At 62.8% G+C, this 15,067-nt stretch carries 16 protein-coding genes; 6 read left to right on the top strand and 10 right to left on the bottom strand.

Annotation, left to right across the window (positions count from 1 at the left end):
- Nucleotides 1-9: 9 nt before the first annotated feature.
- From BMZ70_RS14255 to BMZ70_RS14225, 7 genes are read right to left on the bottom strand one after another with little or no spacing between them, the layout of a single operon-like run.
- Nucleotides 10-630: a Maf family protein gene (locus BMZ70_RS14255; RefSeq protein WP_092275345.1), complete on the bottom strand. Its 621-nt coding sequence runs from the start codon at nucleotides 628-630 to the stop codon at nucleotides 10-12.
- A gap of 10 nt (nucleotides 631-640) precedes the next feature.
- The gene (rlmH, locus tag BMZ70_RS14250; RefSeq protein ID WP_072789839.1) at nucleotides 641-1,111 is read right to left on the bottom strand and encodes a 23S rRNA (pseudouridine(1915)-N(3))-methyltransferase RlmH; all 471 of its coding nucleotides are present in this window, start codon (nucleotides 1,109-1,111) and stop codon (nucleotides 641-643) included.
- 9 nt (nucleotides 1,112-1,120) lie between these two features.
- Complete coding sequence (gene rsfS / locus BMZ70_RS14245; RefSeq protein WP_092275342.1) at nucleotides 1,121-1,807, bottom strand: ribosome silencing factor; 687 nt, start codon at nucleotides 1,805-1,807, stop codon at nucleotides 1,121-1,123.
- Nucleotides 1,808-2,467 carry a nicotinate-nucleotide adenylyltransferase gene (locus BMZ70_RS14240; RefSeq protein ID WP_092275339.1) on the bottom strand — a complete coding sequence of 220 codons (660 nt, stop codon included), beginning with the start codon at nucleotides 2,465-2,467 and terminating at the stop codon, nucleotides 1,808-1,810.
- Between the two features lie 2 nt (nucleotides 2,468-2,469).
- Entirely contained in the window at nucleotides 2,470-3,381 is a 912-nt protein-coding gene (gene hemF / locus BMZ70_RS14235) for an oxygen-dependent coproporphyrinogen oxidase (RefSeq protein ID WP_092275336.1), read from the bottom strand.
- 1 nt (nucleotide 3,382) lies between these two features.
- Nucleotides 3,383-4,651 carry a phosphoribosylamine--glycine ligase gene (gene purD, locus BMZ70_RS14230; RefSeq protein WP_092275333.1) on the bottom strand — a complete coding sequence of 423 codons (1,269 nt, stop codon included), beginning with the start codon at nucleotides 4,649-4,651 and terminating at the stop codon, nucleotides 3,383-3,385.
- Nucleotides 4,652-4,657: 6 nt separating this feature from the next.
- Nucleotides 4,658-5,383 carry a YebC/PmpR family DNA-binding transcriptional regulator gene (locus BMZ70_RS14225; RefSeq protein ID WP_092275330.1) on the bottom strand — a complete coding sequence of 242 codons (726 nt, stop codon included), beginning with the start codon at nucleotides 5,381-5,383 and terminating at the stop codon, nucleotides 4,658-4,660.
- Between the two features lie 189 nt (nucleotides 5,384-5,572).
- On the opposite strand from BMZ70_RS14225, the gene BMZ70_RS14220 reads away from it, so the two are divergent.
- On the top strand, nucleotides 5,573-8,086 hold the full coding sequence (locus tag BMZ70_RS14220; RefSeq protein WP_092275327.1) for an alkaline phosphatase D family protein: 2,514 nt from the start codon (nucleotides 5,573-5,575) through the stop codon (nucleotides 8,084-8,086).
- On the opposite strand, the gene BMZ70_RS14215 is transcribed toward BMZ70_RS14220, so the two are convergent.
- A complete protein-coding gene (locus BMZ70_RS14215) occupies nucleotides 8,079-8,381 on the bottom strand; it encodes a hypothetical protein (RefSeq protein ID WP_092275324.1) in 303 nt (100 codons plus the stop codon). The genes BMZ70_RS14220 and BMZ70_RS14215 overlap by 8 nt on opposite strands.
- Complete coding sequence (locus tag BMZ70_RS14210; protein WP_092275321.1) at nucleotides 8,372-8,719, bottom strand: type II toxin-antitoxin system RelE/ParE family toxin; 348 nt, start codon at nucleotides 8,717-8,719, stop codon at nucleotides 8,372-8,374. Before BMZ70_RS14210 ends, BMZ70_RS14215 begins: the two co-directional genes overlap by 10 nt.
- Before the next feature lie 97 nt (nucleotides 8,720-8,816).
- Between BMZ70_RS14210 and BMZ70_RS14205 the strand changes: the two genes are divergently transcribed.
- Genes BMZ70_RS14205 through BMZ70_RS14190 form a run of 4 tightly spaced genes read left to right on the top strand, consistent with a single transcriptional unit; the run spans nucleotide 8,817 to nucleotide 11,550 of the window.
- The gene (locus BMZ70_RS14205; protein ID WP_092275318.1) at nucleotides 8,817-9,722 is read left to right on the top strand and encodes a DMT family transporter; all 906 of its coding nucleotides are present in this window, start codon (nucleotides 8,817-8,819) and stop codon (nucleotides 9,720-9,722) included.
- Between the two features lie 9 nt (nucleotides 9,723-9,731).
- Nucleotides 9,732-10,115, top strand: a complete 384-nt coding sequence (locus BMZ70_RS14200; protein ID WP_092275315.1) for a methylglyoxal synthase — start codon at nucleotides 9,732-9,734, stop codon at nucleotides 10,113-10,115.
- An 11-nt stretch (nucleotides 10,116-10,126) separates the two neighbouring features.
- Nucleotides 10,127-11,101: a quinone oxidoreductase family protein gene (locus tag BMZ70_RS14195; RefSeq protein ID WP_092275312.1), complete on the top strand. Its 975-nt coding sequence runs from the start codon at nucleotides 10,127-10,129 to the stop codon at nucleotides 11,099-11,101.
- Complete coding sequence (locus BMZ70_RS14190; RefSeq protein ID WP_092275310.1) at nucleotides 11,098-11,550, top strand: DUF6328 family protein; 453 nt, start codon at nucleotides 11,098-11,100, stop codon at nucleotides 11,548-11,550. The genes BMZ70_RS14195 and BMZ70_RS14190 overlap by 4 nt, the downstream gene beginning before the upstream one ends.
- Nucleotides 11,551-11,553: 3 nt before the next feature.
- Here BMZ70_RS14190 and BMZ70_RS14185 read toward each other — a convergent pair whose 3' ends face one another.
- Nucleotides 11,554-12,231 carry a DUF4136 domain-containing protein gene (locus tag BMZ70_RS14185; RefSeq protein WP_092275307.1) on the bottom strand — a complete coding sequence of 226 codons (678 nt, stop codon included), beginning with the start codon at nucleotides 12,229-12,231 and terminating at the stop codon, nucleotides 11,554-11,556.
- A 181-nt stretch (nucleotides 12,232-12,412) separates the two neighbouring features.
- Between BMZ70_RS14185 and pepN the strand changes: the two genes are divergently transcribed.
- Nucleotides 12,413-15,055 (top strand): aminopeptidase N, encoded by a 2,643-nt coding sequence (gene pepN, locus BMZ70_RS14180; protein WP_092275304.1) that lies wholly within the window; start codon nucleotides 12,413-12,415, stop codon nucleotides 15,053-15,055.
- Nucleotides 15,056-15,067: the final 12 nt, after the last annotated feature.

Raw genomic sequence — 15,067 nt, 5'->3', positions numbered from 1 at the left:
ACACGGGCATTACGGCAGCGGCAAACCGGCTTGGCGCAGCAGTTGCACGGTTTCGTAGATGGGCAGGCCCATGATGCCGGAATGGCTGCCGGTGATGTGTTCGATGAACACCGCCGCCGGCCCCTGGATGCCATAGGCGCCGGCCTTGTCGTAAGGCTCGGAGGTGGCGCAGTAGGCCGCGATGGCAGCCGGCGACAGCACGCCGAAGCGCACGTCCGATACCTGGGTGATCTGGCCGGTGAAGTCGGGCGAGGCCACCGCGATCGAGGTCAGCACCTGATGGGTACGGCCCGACAGCTGCTGCAGCATGGCTGTGGCTTCGGCCGGATTGGCGGGTTTGCCGAGAATGGCGCCGTCGATGGTGACGGTGGTGTCGGCCGACAGCACGGCGCGCGGCGCCATGCGGCGCTGGACCACCAGGTTGGCGGCGAACTTGGCTTTTTCCAGCGAGACGCGGGCCACGTAATCCATCGGCGCTTCGCCGGGGGTGACCTCCTCGGTCACGTCCGGGCCGCGCGGGCCGTCGCTGCGCAGCAGCAGCAATTCAAAATCGATCCCGACCTGGCGCAGCAGTTCGCGCCGGCGCGGGCTTTTGGAAGCTAGGTAAATCTTCTTGTCGACCGGTTTCATATGGTTGTTGTTAGACGCGGTGATAAGGGTGGTTCTGCGTAATGGTCCAGGCACGGTACAACTGCTCGGCCAGCATCACCCGCACCATACCATGCGGCAGGGTCATACTGGAAATCCTGATCAGCCCTTCGGCACGCGCCTTCAACGCTGGATCGAGGCCGTCGGCGCCGCCGATCAGGAAAGCCGTGTCGCGGCCGTCCTGCTGCCACGCCTCCAGCTGTTGCGACAAGCCCACGGAAGTGAGGTCCTTGCCGCGTTCGTCGAGGGCGATGATGCGCACCGACTTCGGCAGCGCCGCCTCGATGCGCTCGCGTTCGAGCGCCATCGCGGTGGCGGCGGTCTTGCTGCCCGAACGTTCGACCGGCTTGATTTCCTTCAGCACGATCTTCAGTTCCGGCGGCATGCGCTTCACATACTCGGCGTAGCCGGTTTCGATCCAGGCCGGCATTTTGTGGCCGACCGCAGCGATAATCAGCTGCATAGCGCCGCCTTACTCGGCAGCTTTTTTAATACGCTTGATGACGGTCTTGGCCGGGGCTTCTTCCGCCTTCGGCTTGGCAGCACGTGGCTTGGCCGTAGCTTTCAGTGCTTTCACAGCAGCGACGGTAGCCTTCGGTGCGCCGACCTTGATCTTCTTGCCGGCTGGGACGGCGGCTGGCTTGGCGGCGGTTTTTTTGGTCGCGCTGGTGGCGGTGGTCTTGGCGGCGGCTGGCTTGCGCACGGCGGCTTTTTTCTCGACCACCGGGGTAGCGGCGACGGCCTTTTTACCGGCGGCCAAGTGGCTGCTGATCTTCTTCGGCTCGGCCTCTTCAGCTTCCTTGGTGCCTTTGCGCTTGGCGGCGCCCAGTTTCACCGGCTTGTCGCCCCAGATTTCTTCCAGGCGGTAGTAGGCGCGGATCGGTGCTTGCATGATGTGGACGATGATGTCACCCAGGTCGACCAGCACCCATTCACCGGTGTCCTCGCCTTCCATGCCATAGACTTCGCCGCCGGCGGCTTTGATCTTGTCGCGCACCGAAGCCGCCAACGCCTTGGTCTGGCGGTTGGAGGTACCGGAGGCGATGGCGATGCGGTCGAACAGGCTGGTCAGGTGAGTCGTGTCGAACAGGACGATATCTTGGGCCTTAACGTCTTCGAGGGCGTCAACGACCAGGGTTTGCAGTTTTTTGATGTCCATTTAGCTTTTGTATAGATTGTGTTGTTCAATATAGTCTAGCACTAGCGGCGGGATAAGCGAGTTTGCCACTTCCCCCCGTTGTAATGCCGCACGTATCCGGGTTGCGGAGATATCCACCGCGAAGTCCTGTGCCAGATACGTCAGACCATGCGGCGTGCTACGGATTTGTTCCGGCGTTCCCAAACGGCTGGAAAACGCCTGTGCCACGGCCGGCGGCAGGCCGGCGGTGGCGATGTCATACCCTGGCCGAGCCGCTACGCAGATATGGGCGTAGTCGAACAGCGACTGCCATTCGTGCCAGGTGTCGAGCCGCTGCAGCTGGTCGGCGCCCATTAAAAAGGCCACCGAGGCCTGCGGCCCCAATTCGTCGCGCACATTGCGCAGCGTATCGATAGTGTAAGTCGGCAGCCCCTGGGCGCCGCGCGCGATCTCCTGCATGTCGACCGCCACGCTGAACGGCTGGCCGGCAAAGGCCAGCGCCACCATGTCGGCGCGCTGCTGCGACGAGGCTTTCAGCGTGGATTTTTGCCACGGCAGTCCGGTCGGGATCACGCGCAACTGGTCAACTTGCAGCAGATTGGCGAAGTACTCGCCCAGCGCGACGTGACCTAGGTGCACCGGATCGTAGCTGCCTCCCAGCAGTGCGATGCGGTAGGCCATCGTCACGCGGCGAGCCAGTCGCGGTGTGGCAGGAAGTCGGAATACAGCGCCGCTTCCGGCGATCCGGCTTCAGGCTCCCAGCGATAGCGCCATTTGACGATCGGCGGCATCGACATCAGGATCGCTTCGGTGCGGCCGCCCGATTGCAGGCCAAACAGGGTGCCACGGTCGAATACCAGATTGAATTCGACATAGCGGCCGCGCCGGTAAGCCTGGAAATCGCGTTCGCGCTCGCCGTACGGCGTGTCCTTGCGCGCTTCCAGGATTGGCAGGTAAGCCTTGAGGAAGGCGTCGCCCACGCTTTGCGTCATGGCGAAGCTTTGCTCGAAACCGCCGGCGCTGTGGTCATCGAAGAAGATACCGCCCACGCCGCGCGCTTCCTGACGGTGTTTCAGGTAGAAGTACTCGTCGCACCACTGTTTGAACTTGCCGTGCAGGTCGTCGCCGAAAGGGGCGAGGGCGTTGCGGCAGGTCTGGTGGAAGTGCTTCGCGTCTTCTTTGTTGCCATAGTACGGCGTCAGATCCATGCCGCCGCCGAACCACCATACCGGCTCGCCGGCTGCGTTGGTGGTGCTGAAGAAGCGCACGTTCATGTGCACCGTCGGGGCGTATGGGTTACGCGGGTGGATCACCAGCGATACACCCATTGCTTCCCACGGATTGCCGCCGATGTCCGGGCGGTGCGCCGACGCCGATGGCGGCAGTTTGGCGCCCAGCACGTGAGAGAAATTCACCCCGCCGCGTTCAATCACATTGCCTTCTTCGACCAGACGCGAAATCCCGCCGCCGCCTTCGGCGCGCTGCCACTCATCGCGCAGGAAGGACTGGCCGTCGACGGCCTCCAACGCTTGCACGATGCGGGTTTGCAGATCGAGCAGCCAGGCTTTGACTGCCGCAGGATTCGGATTGGTCATCTTAGTGTTTCAGGCCTCGCCAGCCGATATCGCGGCGGCACTGCATGCCTTCGAAGCTGATCTGATCGACCACTTCGTAAGCCGCTTTCTGCGCCAGCTTGATGCTGTCGGCCAGACCGACCACGCACAGCACGCGGCCGCCGGTGACTTGCAACTGACCGTTGACGTCGGCGGTGCCGGCGTGGAAGGTCACCGATTCCGGCGTTTCGGCCGGGATGCCTTCGATCACGGCGCCTTTCAACGGCGCGTCCGGATAGCCGGCGGCGGCCAGTACCACGCCTACGGCGGTGCGGCGGTCCCATTCCAGTTCCACTTGATCCAGCGTGCCGTTGACGGCGTGTTCCATCACGGTCACCAGGTCGGTCTTCAGGCGCGACATGATCGGTTGCGTTTCAGGGTCGCCCATGCGGCAGTTGAATTCCAGCGTGCGCGGATTGCCAGCGGCGTCGATCATCAGGCCGGCGTACAGGAAGCCGGTGAAGACGATACCGTCCTTCGCCATGCCGGCGATGGTCGGGTTGATGATCTCGCGCATCACGCGGGCGTGCATGGCCGGCGTCACGATCGGGGCAGGCGAGTAGGCACCCATGCCGCCGGTGTTCGGGCCTTCGTCGTTGTCCTTGAGGCGCTTGTGATCCTGGCTGGTAGCCAGCGGCAGGACGTTTTTGCCGTCGCACATGACGATGAAGCTGGCTTCTTCGCCAGCCAGGAATTCTTCGATCACGATGCGCGCGCCGGCGTCGCCAAAGGCGTTATCGGACAGCATGTGGTCCACTGCGGCATGCGCTTCTTCCAGCGTCATCGCCACCACTACGCCTTTGCCGGCGGCCAGGCCGTCGGCCTTGATGACGATCGGTGCGCCGTTGGCGTCGATGTAGGCGTGGGCTTGCGCCACGTCCGAGAAAGTCTGGTATTTGGCGGTCGGGATGCCGTGGCGCTGCATGAAGGCCTTGGCGAAGTCCTTCGACGACTCCAGCTGCGCCGCTTCTTTCGTTGGGCCGAATACTTTCAGGCCGCGCGCGCGGAACAGGTTGACGATGCCGCCGGCCAGCGGGGTTTCCGGGCCGACCACGGTCAGACTGATGCCTTCGCTCTCGACGAAGTTGGCCAGCTCGTGCAGGTCGGTGATGTTGACGTTGACCAGGCGCGCGTCGCGTGCGGTGCCGCCGTTACCGGGGGCCACGTACACCATCTGGATGCGCTCGGATTGCGCCAGTTTCCATGCCAGCGCGTGTTCACGGCCGCCGGAGCCGACTACCAAAATTTTCATAAGTCCTCAGTCCTGGATTTCAACGTTCGAATACACTTCCTGCACATCGTCCAGCGCTTCCAGCGCGTCCAGCAGTTTCTGCATCTTGATTGCGTTGTCGCCGGTGACTGCGGTAACCGCGTCCGGCTTCATGATGATCTCGGCCACTTCGGCCTTGAAACCCTTGGCTTCCAGCGCGTCTTTGACGTTGGCGAAATCGTGTGGGCCGCACAGCACTTCAATGCCGCCTTCTTCGTCGGTGACCACGTCCTCGGCGCCGGCTTCCAGCGCGGCTTCCATCAGCGCGTCTTCATTCGTGCCTGGTGCGAACAGGAACTGGCCGCAGTGCTTGAACATGAAGGCCACCGAGCCTTCGTTGCCCATATTGCCGCCGTTTTTGTTGAAGGCGTTACGCACTTCAGCCACGGTACGCACGCGGTTGTCGGTCATGCAGTCGACGATGATGGCCGCGCCGCCGATCCCGTAGCCTTCGTAGCGTACCTCTTCGTACGACGCGCCGTCCTCGCCGCCGGTGCCGCGCGTGATCGCGCGCTGCACGTTATCCTTCGGCATATTGGCGTCGGCCGCCTTGTCGATAGCCAGGCGCAGGCGTGGATTGGACGCGATATCGCCGCCGCCCATGCGGGCTGCTACAGTGATTTCCTTGATGAGGCGGGTCCAGATCTTGCCGCGTTTCGCGTCAGTTGCTGCCTTTTTGTGCTTAATGTTGGCCCATTTGCTGTGTCCAGCCATGTTCGGTCTTCCTTCGGCGGTGAGTCATTGGTGTGCGGTGAGGGCGGTATTCTAGCATAAGAGGCTAGTCAAAAACCGTCGGCCCCGCCCTGCGCCCACGCTAGAGGGCACGCTCCACTTTTTGTAGGGCGGCTGTCATATCCTGCTGCTAGTGTTTACTTTTTTGACATTATTGCAGCGGGAGCGGACATGGATCGACGGCAGTTTCTGAAATTCGGCAGCTTTATCACGGTATCGGTGGCCTCGGGCGCCGGCTTGAGCGCGTGTGGCGGCAGCGGCGGCGCGGGCAGCGAACTGCCGGCGGCCAGCGGCGCGTGGAAATTCCCGCAAAGCGTGGCCTCGGGCGACCCGCGCGCCGACAGCATCCTGCTGTGGACGCGCGCCGTGCCGGCATCGGCCGACAACGTGGCGGTGGTGGCGGGCGGCGCCGATGCCTCGATCCGGTTGGTGGTCACCTCGGCCGACAACAGCAAGGCGCTCGGCAGCAACGCGGCGCTGAGCGGGACCACCGTGGCCGACGTCTCGCTGCCGCTGCAAGCGCTGTACGACAACACCGTGCGCCACAAGCTGACCGGCCTGTCGGCGGCGACCACGTACTACTACCAGTTCATTGCCGGCGACAACCGCTCCAATGTCGGCCGCTTCAAGACTGCGCCGGCGGCCGATGCCGACGTCTCGCAACTGCAGTTCGTCTACATGACGTGCCAGGACTGGAGCGTCAACCATTGGGGTGCGATGAGCGCCATCGCCGCCGAGAACCTCGACTTCATCGTTCACCTGGGCGACTACATCTACGAGACCGTAGGCGAGGATTTCCAACTGGGCGCGGTGGAAAGCCGCCACGACGCGCTGGTGCTGCCGGACGGCGTCTACAAGAACGGCACCTCGGGCGCCAAGTACGCCAGCACGCTGGCCGATTACCGCTACCTGTACAAGAAATACCGCACCGATACGCGCCTGCAGGCGCTGCACGAGCGCTTCGCCTTCATTGCCATCTGGGACGATCACGAGTTCTCGGACGATGCGTGGCAGGATGCGCAAACCTACGACGGCTCCTTCAACGTCGACGGCTCGGACCTGCACCAGACCCCGCGCCGCCGCAACGCCAACCAGGCCTGGTTTGAGTTCATGGCGGCCGACGTGGCGCTGGACTCGGCCGCCACCGGCTTCCAGAACATCAAGATCTACCGCGACTTCCAGTTCGGTAAGCTGATGCAGCTGGTGATGACCGACGAACGTCTGTACCGCGCGGACCACATCATTCCGGAATCGTCGGTGAACCCGGCCACTGGCAAACCGCTGGGCCGCATCGGCTCGCGCTACCTGGTGCCGCAGGACTTGTTCGACAGCGTGGAAGCGCAGAAGATGGCCGGCGCCAAAACCATCGGCCTCGATCCGCTGACCACCGCCACCATCCTTGGCAACACCCAGCGCCAGTGGTGGATGGACAAGATGAAGTCCGCCACCGCGACCTGGAAATTGTGGGGTAATGAAGTGTCCCTGCTGCGCATGGGCCTCAACGGCACGGACGCGGTGGCGACCTTGCTGGCATTGAGCGCCGTCCCCACGCTGGCGACCTCGGTGGCCAGCACGGCGTCGGCGGCGGGCGGCAACTTCGCCGTCGCCGGCGCGATCGTGGCGGCGGTGACGGCTGGCGCATCGGGCACTGTCGCGCAAGCCGGCGCGGGCGCCATTGCGGCGACTGCGGCAGGCGGCGCGGCAGACGCGCAGGCTGCAGCTGGCGTGAAAGCCGGCCTGACGGCAGCACAAGCGTCGATCGCGGTGGCGACCTACGGCAAGACCATCATCGCCGGCAGCGGCATCGTACCTGCCACCCCTGCGCAACTGGCGGCAGCGGCGGCGCAGACTATCGCCTTTGGCTACATCAAGCCGGAAGTCCAGGCCAACGAGGCCAATTCGGCCTTCGTGGCGGCGTCAGGCAAGAAGGAGGCGCTGGCAGCGTTCTTCACGCGCTTCCTGCTCAACTGCGACCAGTGGGACGGCTACAACACCGAGCGCAAAACGCTGATGGCGCACCTGAAGACCAACAACATCGGCAACGTGGTAGCGCTGACGGGCGATATTCACTCCTTCTTCGCCGGCACGGTGAATGATGATTTCGATGCGGCCGGCGGCGGCACGCCGGTGATGGTGGACCTTGTATCGGCCGGCATCAGCTCGGACTCGTTCTTCAGCTATCTGCGCGATGCGGCATCGACGCTGGGTGATATCGGCACGCTGGTGTCCTATCCCCTGGCGGTGCCGGTGACGGGCCTGGGCACGATCAACCTGAGCTTCAACCTGCTGGACTACACGATGGGCAAGACCGCGCCGACGCTGGCATCGTTGCTGGAGCAGACCCGGGTGCAGCTGCGTAGCGGCCTTGCGGCCAAAGGTGTACCGGAAGCGCAGCTGGAGGCGACGGTAACGGCAGTGCTGGCCGGCCTGCAAGCCAACAGCGATTTCAACATCAGCCTGCTGGCACTGGCGCAGCAACTGTCCGCGCTGGGCAACAACCCGTGGCTCAAGCACTTGAACACCGATGCTCAGGGTTACACGCTGGTGACGCTGACAGCGGGAAAACTGACGGCGCAGTTCAAGCAGGTGAACAAACTGGTCGGCACTGCTGCTCCAGCCACCGTCATCGCCCGCACCACCACCGCGACCGTTACCGCCGGCAGCCCGGCAGTGACCATCAGCTAGCAGCTACCCCCAATGCCAGCTTGAGTGCCTGTGTTATGGCCTGCAAGCTGGCGGTATCGATATCCGTGTCTTGCGAAAGCAATTTTCGCAGTGATGGGCCCGTCATGGATAGCGCTTCGGCGAGTGTATCAAGTCCAACCGTAGCGTTGACCAATACACGCAGCATACCTTGGGCGGGAAAATTCTCTTTCGCCAAAATTAATTCACCGACCTCATCAAGAAGTGCGTTGGCAAAAAGCGGATCCTGTCGGACTTGTTCAATCAGGCCTGTTTCAAAGTCGGCAGTTAGTTCCATAATGTTCCTCCGTCTTTCGCCTTTTTCCGTAACTTGAATTCATCGTGTAAATTTTTGGCACGTGTGATATCGATCTGTTGGCGCTTCTTGGTCCCACCGTCGAATAATATGACCACGTCCTCATCGTCTTTTGCGAGATAGATACGGTAGCCGGAGCCCCAGTCAATGACATATTCGCCGATGCCCGAGAACCATTTAACTTGCGAAAAATTTCCTTGTTGAAGACGAAATATCGCTGCCGATACTTTGGCCATTGCACGCCTGTCCAGTCGAGAGTACCACTGCTGGAATGGTGTGGATTGATCCTTGCGTACGTACTTTTTTATCGTAATGGTCATTCACAGATGCTCACACAGCCTATCACCAATCAGATTGACGTGGCTCAAAATGAAGGGCTGGCGAGCGGGGTTTGGCTTTAGGCCTTACAATTTGTGCATGGATAAAAGCAACACACCCGGCGGGCTGACGCGCGCCGCCTTTCTCAGCGGGCTCGGCATTGCCGTCGCCGGTTCGGTTTTGTTTTCCACCAAGGCCATCGTCGCCAAGCTGCTGTACCGCTACCAGCTCGACGCCGTCACCGTCATCGCCTTCCGCATGCTGTTCGCGCTGCCGGTGTTTGCCGCCGTGGCCATCTGGAAGACGCGCGGCGCGCCGCCGCTCTCCAGCAGCGACCGCTGGCGCATCGTTGGCCTCGGGCTGGTCGGCTATTACCTGTCCAGCTTTCTCGACTTCCTCGGCCTGCAATACATCTCGGTCGGCCTTGAGCGCCTGATCCTGTTCCTGACACCCACCTTCGTCCTGCTGATCAGCTCCACCATCCTCAAGCACCACATCGGTCGCAAGCAGTGGATGGCGCTGGCGATTTCCTACTGCGGCATCGTGCTGGTGTTCCTGCACGACCTGCGCGGCGGCAGCAATGTCGCGCTGGGCGCGGCGCTGGTCACCGGCTCGGCCGCCGCCTACGCCGCCTACCTGCTGCTGTCCGGCGAAATGGTCAAGCGCCTCGGTTCGCTGCGGCTGGTGTCCTACGCCATGTGCGTGTCGACCGTCGCCTGCGTCGGCCAGTTCTTCCTGCTGCGCCCGGCCTCCGGCCTGTTGCAGCCGCTGCCGGTCTACGGCCTGTCGCTGATTAACGGCATGCTGTGCACGGTGGCGCCGGTGTTCATGACCATGATCGCGGTCGAACGCATCGGCGCTGGCACCGCCTCGCAGGCTGGTATGATCGGCCCCGTTTCAACGCTGTTCCTGGGCGCGCTGTTGCTGGGCGAGCCTGTCACCTCCTGGCAACTGGGCGGAACTGCGCTCGTGCTGTCCGGGATTTATCTGCTGTCAAAAAAATAGGATCAAGACATGAAGACCCGCATTGCCCTGATTGCTCACGACAAGAAAAAAGACGACATGATCGCCCTGGCCACCGAATACAAGGCCTACCTCTCGACCTGCCAGCTGGTTGCCACCGGCACCACCGGCGGCCGCCTGGCCAATGAAGTCGGCCTGACGGTGGACCGCAAGCACTCGGGCCCGTTCGGCGGCGACTTGCAGATCGGCTCCCTGCTGGTGGAAGGCATGATCGACGTGGTGATCTTCCTGCGCGATCCAATGACGCCGCAGCCGCACGAACCGGACATCAACGCCCTGGTGCGCGCCTGCGACGTGCACAATACGCCGTGCGCGACCAACGTGGCGTCGGCACATCTGGTACTGTCGCAACTTCAGCAATCCGCAGCGAAATAAGGAGCACGATCATGGTCAAGGCGATCCGCATGAACCGCGTGGGCGGTCCCGAAGTGATGGAACTGGTGGAGGTGGACCTGCCGCCGCCCGGTCCGGGCGAAGTGCGGATGCGCCATGAAGCTATTGGCCTCAACTACATCGACGTCTACCACCGCACCGGCCTGTATCCGCAGCCGCTGCCCGGCGCGCTGGGCGTGGAAGGCGCCGGTGTGGTGGAAGAAGTGGGCGAGGGCGTGGAAGACTTGAAAGTCGGCGACCGCGTAGCCTACGGCGGCCGCCCGCTCGGCGCCTACTCGGAAGCGCGCAACATCCCGGCCTCGCAGCTGCTGGTGCTGCCGAAAAACATCGACTTTGAAACCGCCGCCGCCATGATGCTGCAAGGGCTGACGGTGCAGTACCTGTTCCACCGCACCGTGCCGCTGAAAGCCGGCGATACGGTGCTGTTCCATGCCGCCGCCGGCGGCGTCGGCCTGATCGCCTGCCAGTGGGCGCGCGTGATGGGCGTGAACCTGATCGGCACCGTCGGCTCGGAAGAAAAGGCCGCGCTGGCGATCGAGAACGGCGCCAACCACGTCATCAACTACAACAAGGAAAACTTCACCGAACGCGTGAAGGAGCTCACCGGCGGCAAGGGCGTGTCGGTGGTGTATGACTCCATCGGCAAAGACACCTTCATCGGCTCGCTCGACTGCCTGCAGCCACTGGGCACGATGGTCAGCTTCGGCAACGCCTCCGGGCCGGTGCCGCCGTTCGGACTGAATGAACTGGCCAGCCGTGGCTCGCTGTTCATCACCCGCCCGTCGCTGATGGCCTACATGGCCAAGCGCGAGGACCTGGAAGCGTCGGCCAAGTCGCTGTTCGGCGTGGTCGGCAGCGGCGAAGTCAAGATCGACATCCGCCAGCGCTACGCCCTGGCCGACGTGCGCCAGGCCCACATCGACCTCGAAGCCCGCAAAACCACCGGCTCTTCCATCCTGTTGCCATGAGCGCGCAGCCGGAAGCACCGGATGACGATGGTGACTTCACCGACTTGCTGAGCGAGACCCGCATCCTGTTGCCGGGCGCGCAGATGCTGTCGGCCTTCCTGATTATTTTGCCGTTCAACACCGGCTTCTCGCAGATCGTGCATTGGGAGAAGCAGCTGTTCCTGGCGACCTTCCTGTTCTCGCTGGCCAGCCTGGTGCTGCTCAGCGCACCGGCCATCCAGCACCGCCTGATGCGGCCCTTGAAGGACCGCGCCGGCTTCAAGCGCGTGGCGACGCGCCAGGTCGTGGCCGGCGCGTTTGCGCTGGCGATTGCCCTGGTGCTGGGGACCAATCTGGTGATGTCGGAAGTGTTTGGATTCGCCATCGGGCTGATCGTGTCAGCCCTGATGGCGGTATTGGTGCTGTGCGCCTGGTGGCTGCTGCCACTCTGGCTCAAGCGCCGGATGTGAGGCTTAACCGGCTTTAGGCGGGGTGACGACTTCAGCTTTCTCGGCCTTCGGCTCGAGCGTGATGTCGATGGTGCGCGGCACGCCGTTCTGGCCGGGGAAACCGGTGAACGCGCTTTGCACCAGCGCCGGCATCACGTACGGCGTCGCTTGCACGCTGCTGGTGTTCTGCACCGTCACGTCATACAGCTTGGCGCCGTTGACGTTGTTGATGGTCACGCGCAGCTGGCGCTGGTACTGATGCTTGATGCGTTCTTCCACATACATCGGCGGACCGAAGCGGTACGGATCGTAGAAGAACGGGCGATACGCCCAGCGCGAATAACCCCAGTACGGGTAGCGGCCCCAGCCCGGACCCCAGTACGGTCCCATGAACGGATCCTCGGTTTGCAGCACGCGCACCGGATGGTCGACCGTAAAGAATTTCATGCCGACGAGCAATTTAGGTTGCTGGTTGTCTTGCACTTGCTGGAAGCCCAGCTTGCCCAGTTCCTTGGCCACCAGCACCTGGTAGTTGCGGTATTCCAGCGTATCGTCCGCACCCTGCGGCGCCTCGAAGGCATAGGATTTGTCGGCGATATCGGCCGGCCACGCATTGAAAGCGGTCACATTGCTGCTGATGGTAGTGGCGCAGCCGCTGAGCAGCATGACGGCGGCAGTCGCCAGGATGGCGAGATGTTTCATGGTGGTGCCCTCTCAGTAAGACGGTATTTCCCAGAACTCAGTGTATGACGCAGGTCTGGAGCTTGCATGATTATTACAGAATGTTACCCCACCGTGGAAAGCAGCAACTTACAGTTAGGTTAGTTTTCAATCACTGGTATTGGTAAAATAAGCTTTTGCCTCCGTCCATCCCAGAGCCCCCATGCGCAACGACAGCAGCCCAACGACGATTTTCCGCAAAGACTACACCCCGCCCGCCTACCTGGTTGATACCGTGGAACTGGGTTTCGACCTGGCCCCGGCCCGCACCGTGGTCGCCAACCGCATCACCCTGCGCCAGAACCCGGCGTCGAAGAGCCACGATATCGTGCTGCATGGCGAGGAAATCGAACTGGTGCAAATCCGCCTGAACGGCAAGCTGCTGAGCGCCGGCGACTATGAACTGACCGCCTCGTCGCTGACCATCCGCAGCGCTCCGGCCGAGGTGGTGCTGGAAATCGAAACCATCTGCGCGCCGGTGGAGAACACCACGCTGTCCGGCCTGTACGTCTCGAACGGCAACTTCTTCACCCAGTGCGAGGCCGAAGGCTTCCGCCGCATCACCTTCTTCCCGGACCGTCCGGACGTGATGGCCAAGTACACCGTGATGCTGCGCGCCGACAAGGCCGCCTACCCGGTGCTGCTGTCCAACGGTAATCTAGTCGAAGAGGGCGACCTCGGCGACGGCCGCCACTACGCCAAGTGGGAAGACCCGTTCAAGAAGCCATCGTATCTCTTTGCTCTGGTTGCCGCCAGGCTGGTGTGCCAGGAAGAGACCTTCAAATTGGCCGACGGCCGCGACGTGCTGCTGCAAGTGTGGGTGGAAGAGGGCAACCTCGACAAGACCGACTACGCCATGCAGTCGCTGAAGAACTCGATCCGCTGGGACGAAGAGCGCTTCGGCCTGGAGCTGGACCTGGACCGCTTCATGATCGTCGCCGTGGGCGACTTCAACATGGGCGCGATGGAAAACAAGGGCCTCAACATCTTCAACACCAAGTTCGTGCTGGCCAACCCACGCACCGCTACCGACGTCGACTACGCCGGCATCGAAGCCGTGGTCGGCCACGAATACTTCCACAACTGGACCGGTAACCGCGTGACCTGCCGCGACTGGTTCCAGCTGTCGCTGAAGGAAGGCCTGACCGTGTTCCGCGACCAGGAATTCAGCGCCGACATGATCGGCACCGACAGCGGCCGCGCCGTCACCCGCATCGACCAGGTGCGCACGCTGCGCCAGGCGCAGTTCCCGGAAGACGCGGGCCCGATGTCGCACCCTGTGCGTCCGGACTCCTTCGTTGAGATCAACAACTTCTACACCGTGACCGTGTACGAAAAAGGCGCGGAAGTGGTGCGCATGTACCAGACCTTGCTGGGCCGCGACGGCTTCCGCAAAGGCATGGACCTGTACTTCAAGCGCCACGACGGCCAGGCCGTTGAATGCGACGACTTCCGCGCCGCGATGGCCGACGCCAACGGCCGCGACCTGACCCAGTTTGAACGCTGGTACTCGCAAGCCGGCACGCCGGTGGTCACCGCGCGCACCCGCTACGACGCGGTCAAGCGCAACTTCGACATCATCCTGTCGCAGCGCGGCCAGGCCGACCAGCTGCTATTCCACATCCCGGTGGCGGTGGGCCTGCTGGGCGCCAACGGCAAAGACCTGCCGCTGACGCTGGAAAACGGCAAGCACGCCAAAAACGCCACCACGGTGGTGCTGGAACTGACCGAGCAAGAGCAGATCTTCCGCTTCCGCAATGTCGACGAGCGTCCGATTCCATCCATCCTGCGCGATTTTTCCGCGCCGGTGATCCTCGAATACGACTACACCGACGACGAACTGCTGCACCTGTTCAGCCATGACAGCGACCCGGTCAACCGCTGGGAAGCCGGCCAGCGCCTGGCGATGGAACGCCTGCTCAAGCTGACCAAGCAAGTGGCCACCGGCGGCGGCGCCAACCTGAAACTGGACAGCACCTTCATCAACGCCATGCGCGCCGTGCTGACCGATGCAACGCTGGACCCGGCATTCCGCGAACTGGCGCTGATCCTGCCGTCGGAAACCATCATCGCCGAGCAGATGGATGTGGTGGATCCGCACGCCATCCACGCCGCACGCCAGTTCATGCGCCGCACCATCGGCGCGGCGCTGAAGAGCGAACTGCTGGCGCAATACCACGCCAACCAGACGCCGGGCGAGTACAGCCCGGATGCGCTGTCGGCCGGCAAGCGCGCGTTGAAGAACCTGTGCCTGTCCTACCTGATGGTGGCGCCGGAGCAGGCGGAGATCCAGCTCGCGCAGCAGCAGTTTGAAAACGCCTCCAACATGACCGATCGCTCGGCCGCGCTGGTGGCCCTGATCCACAGCGGCGCGGAAGCGGGGCCGTACTTGAAGGCGTTCTACGACGATTTCGAAAACGAAGCGCTGGTGATCGACAAGTGGTTCGCCATGCAGGCCGCCGCGCCGACCACCAAGGTGGACGCGGTGCGCAAGCTGATGGAACATCCGGCCTTCACGCTGAAAACGCCGAACCGCGCGCGTGCGCTGATCTTCAACTTCATCAGCGGCAACCCGTCGCAATTCCACGCGGCCGATGGCAGCGCGTATGAATTCTGGGCCGAGTACGTGATCAAGCTCGATGCGATCAACCCGCAAGTGGCGGCACGCCTGGCGCGCGGCATGGACCGCTGGCGCCGTTACGTGCCGGCGCTGCAAGCCAAGATGAAACAGGCGCTGGAAAAAGTCGCCAAACGCAAGCTGTCGAATGACGTGTCCGAGGTCATCACCAAGGCGCTGGCCAACTAATTACAATCAACG

Source organism: Duganella sp. CF402 (genome assembly GCF_900109645.1).
Taxonomy (GTDB): Bacteria; Pseudomonadota; Gammaproteobacteria; order Burkholderiales; family Burkholderiaceae_D; genus Rugamonas.
This window is presented reverse-complemented; position numbering and strand designations above follow the sequence as displayed.

What these genes read in the sequence shown, in the direction of transcription:
- BMZ70_RS14195 (WP_092275312.1), top strand. Translation starts at nt 10,127, where the DNA reads ATGGTCAAGGCGATCCGCATGAACCGCGTGGGCGGTCCCGAAGTGATG.
- rsfS (WP_092275342.1), bottom strand. Translation starts at nt 1,807, where the DNA reads ATGGACATCAAAAAACTGCAAACCCTGGTCGTTGACGCCCTCGAAGAC.
- purD (WP_092275333.1), bottom strand. Translation starts at nt 4,651, where the DNA reads ATGAAAATTTTGGTAGTCGGCTCCGGCGGCCGTGAACACGCGCTGGCA.
- BMZ70_RS14190 (WP_092275310.1), top strand. Translation starts at nt 11,098, where the DNA reads ATGAGCGCGCAGCCGGAAGCACCGGATGACGATGGTGACTTCACCGAC.
- hemF (WP_092275336.1), bottom strand. Translation starts at nt 3,381, where the DNA reads ATGACCAATCCGAATCCTGCGGCAGTCAAAGCCTGGCTGCTCGATCTG.
- BMZ70_RS14255 (WP_092275345.1), bottom strand. Translation starts at nt 630, where the DNA reads ATGAAACCGGTCGACAAGAAGATTTACCTAGCTTCCAAAAGCCCGCGC.
- BMZ70_RS14185 (WP_092275307.1), bottom strand. Translation starts at nt 12,231, where the DNA reads ATGAAACATCTCGCCATCCTGGCGACTGCCGCCGTCATGCTGCTCAGC.
- BMZ70_RS14220 (WP_092275327.1), top strand. Translation starts at nt 5,573, where the DNA reads ATGGATCGACGGCAGTTTCTGAAATTCGGCAGCTTTATCACGGTATCG.
- BMZ70_RS14200 (WP_092275315.1), top strand. Translation starts at nt 9,732, where the DNA reads ATGAAGACCCGCATTGCCCTGATTGCTCACGACAAGAAAAAAGACGAC.
- BMZ70_RS14215 (WP_092275324.1), bottom strand. Translation starts at nt 8,381, where the DNA reads ATGGAACTAACTGCCGACTTTGAAACAGGCCTGATTGAACAAGTCCGA.
- BMZ70_RS14240 (WP_092275339.1), bottom strand. Translation starts at nt 2,467, where the DNA reads ATGGCCTACCGCATCGCACTGCTGGGAGGCAGCTACGATCCGGTGCAC.
- BMZ70_RS14225 (WP_092275330.1), bottom strand. Translation starts at nt 5,383, where the DNA reads ATGGCTGGACACAGCAAATGGGCCAACATTAAGCACAAAAAGGCAGCA.
- BMZ70_RS14210 (WP_092275321.1), bottom strand. Translation starts at nt 8,719, where the DNA reads ATGACCATTACGATAAAAAAGTACGTACGCAAGGATCAATCCACACCA.
- BMZ70_RS14205 (WP_092275318.1), top strand. Translation starts at nt 8,817, where the DNA reads ATGGATAAAAGCAACACACCCGGCGGGCTGACGCGCGCCGCCTTTCTC.
- rlmH (WP_072789839.1), bottom strand. Translation starts at nt 1,111, where the DNA reads ATGCAGCTGATTATCGCTGCGGTCGGCCACAAAATGCCGGCCTGGATC.
- pepN (WP_092275304.1), top strand. Translation starts at nt 12,413, where the DNA reads ATGCGCAACGACAGCAGCCCAACGACGATTTTCCGCAAAGACTACACC.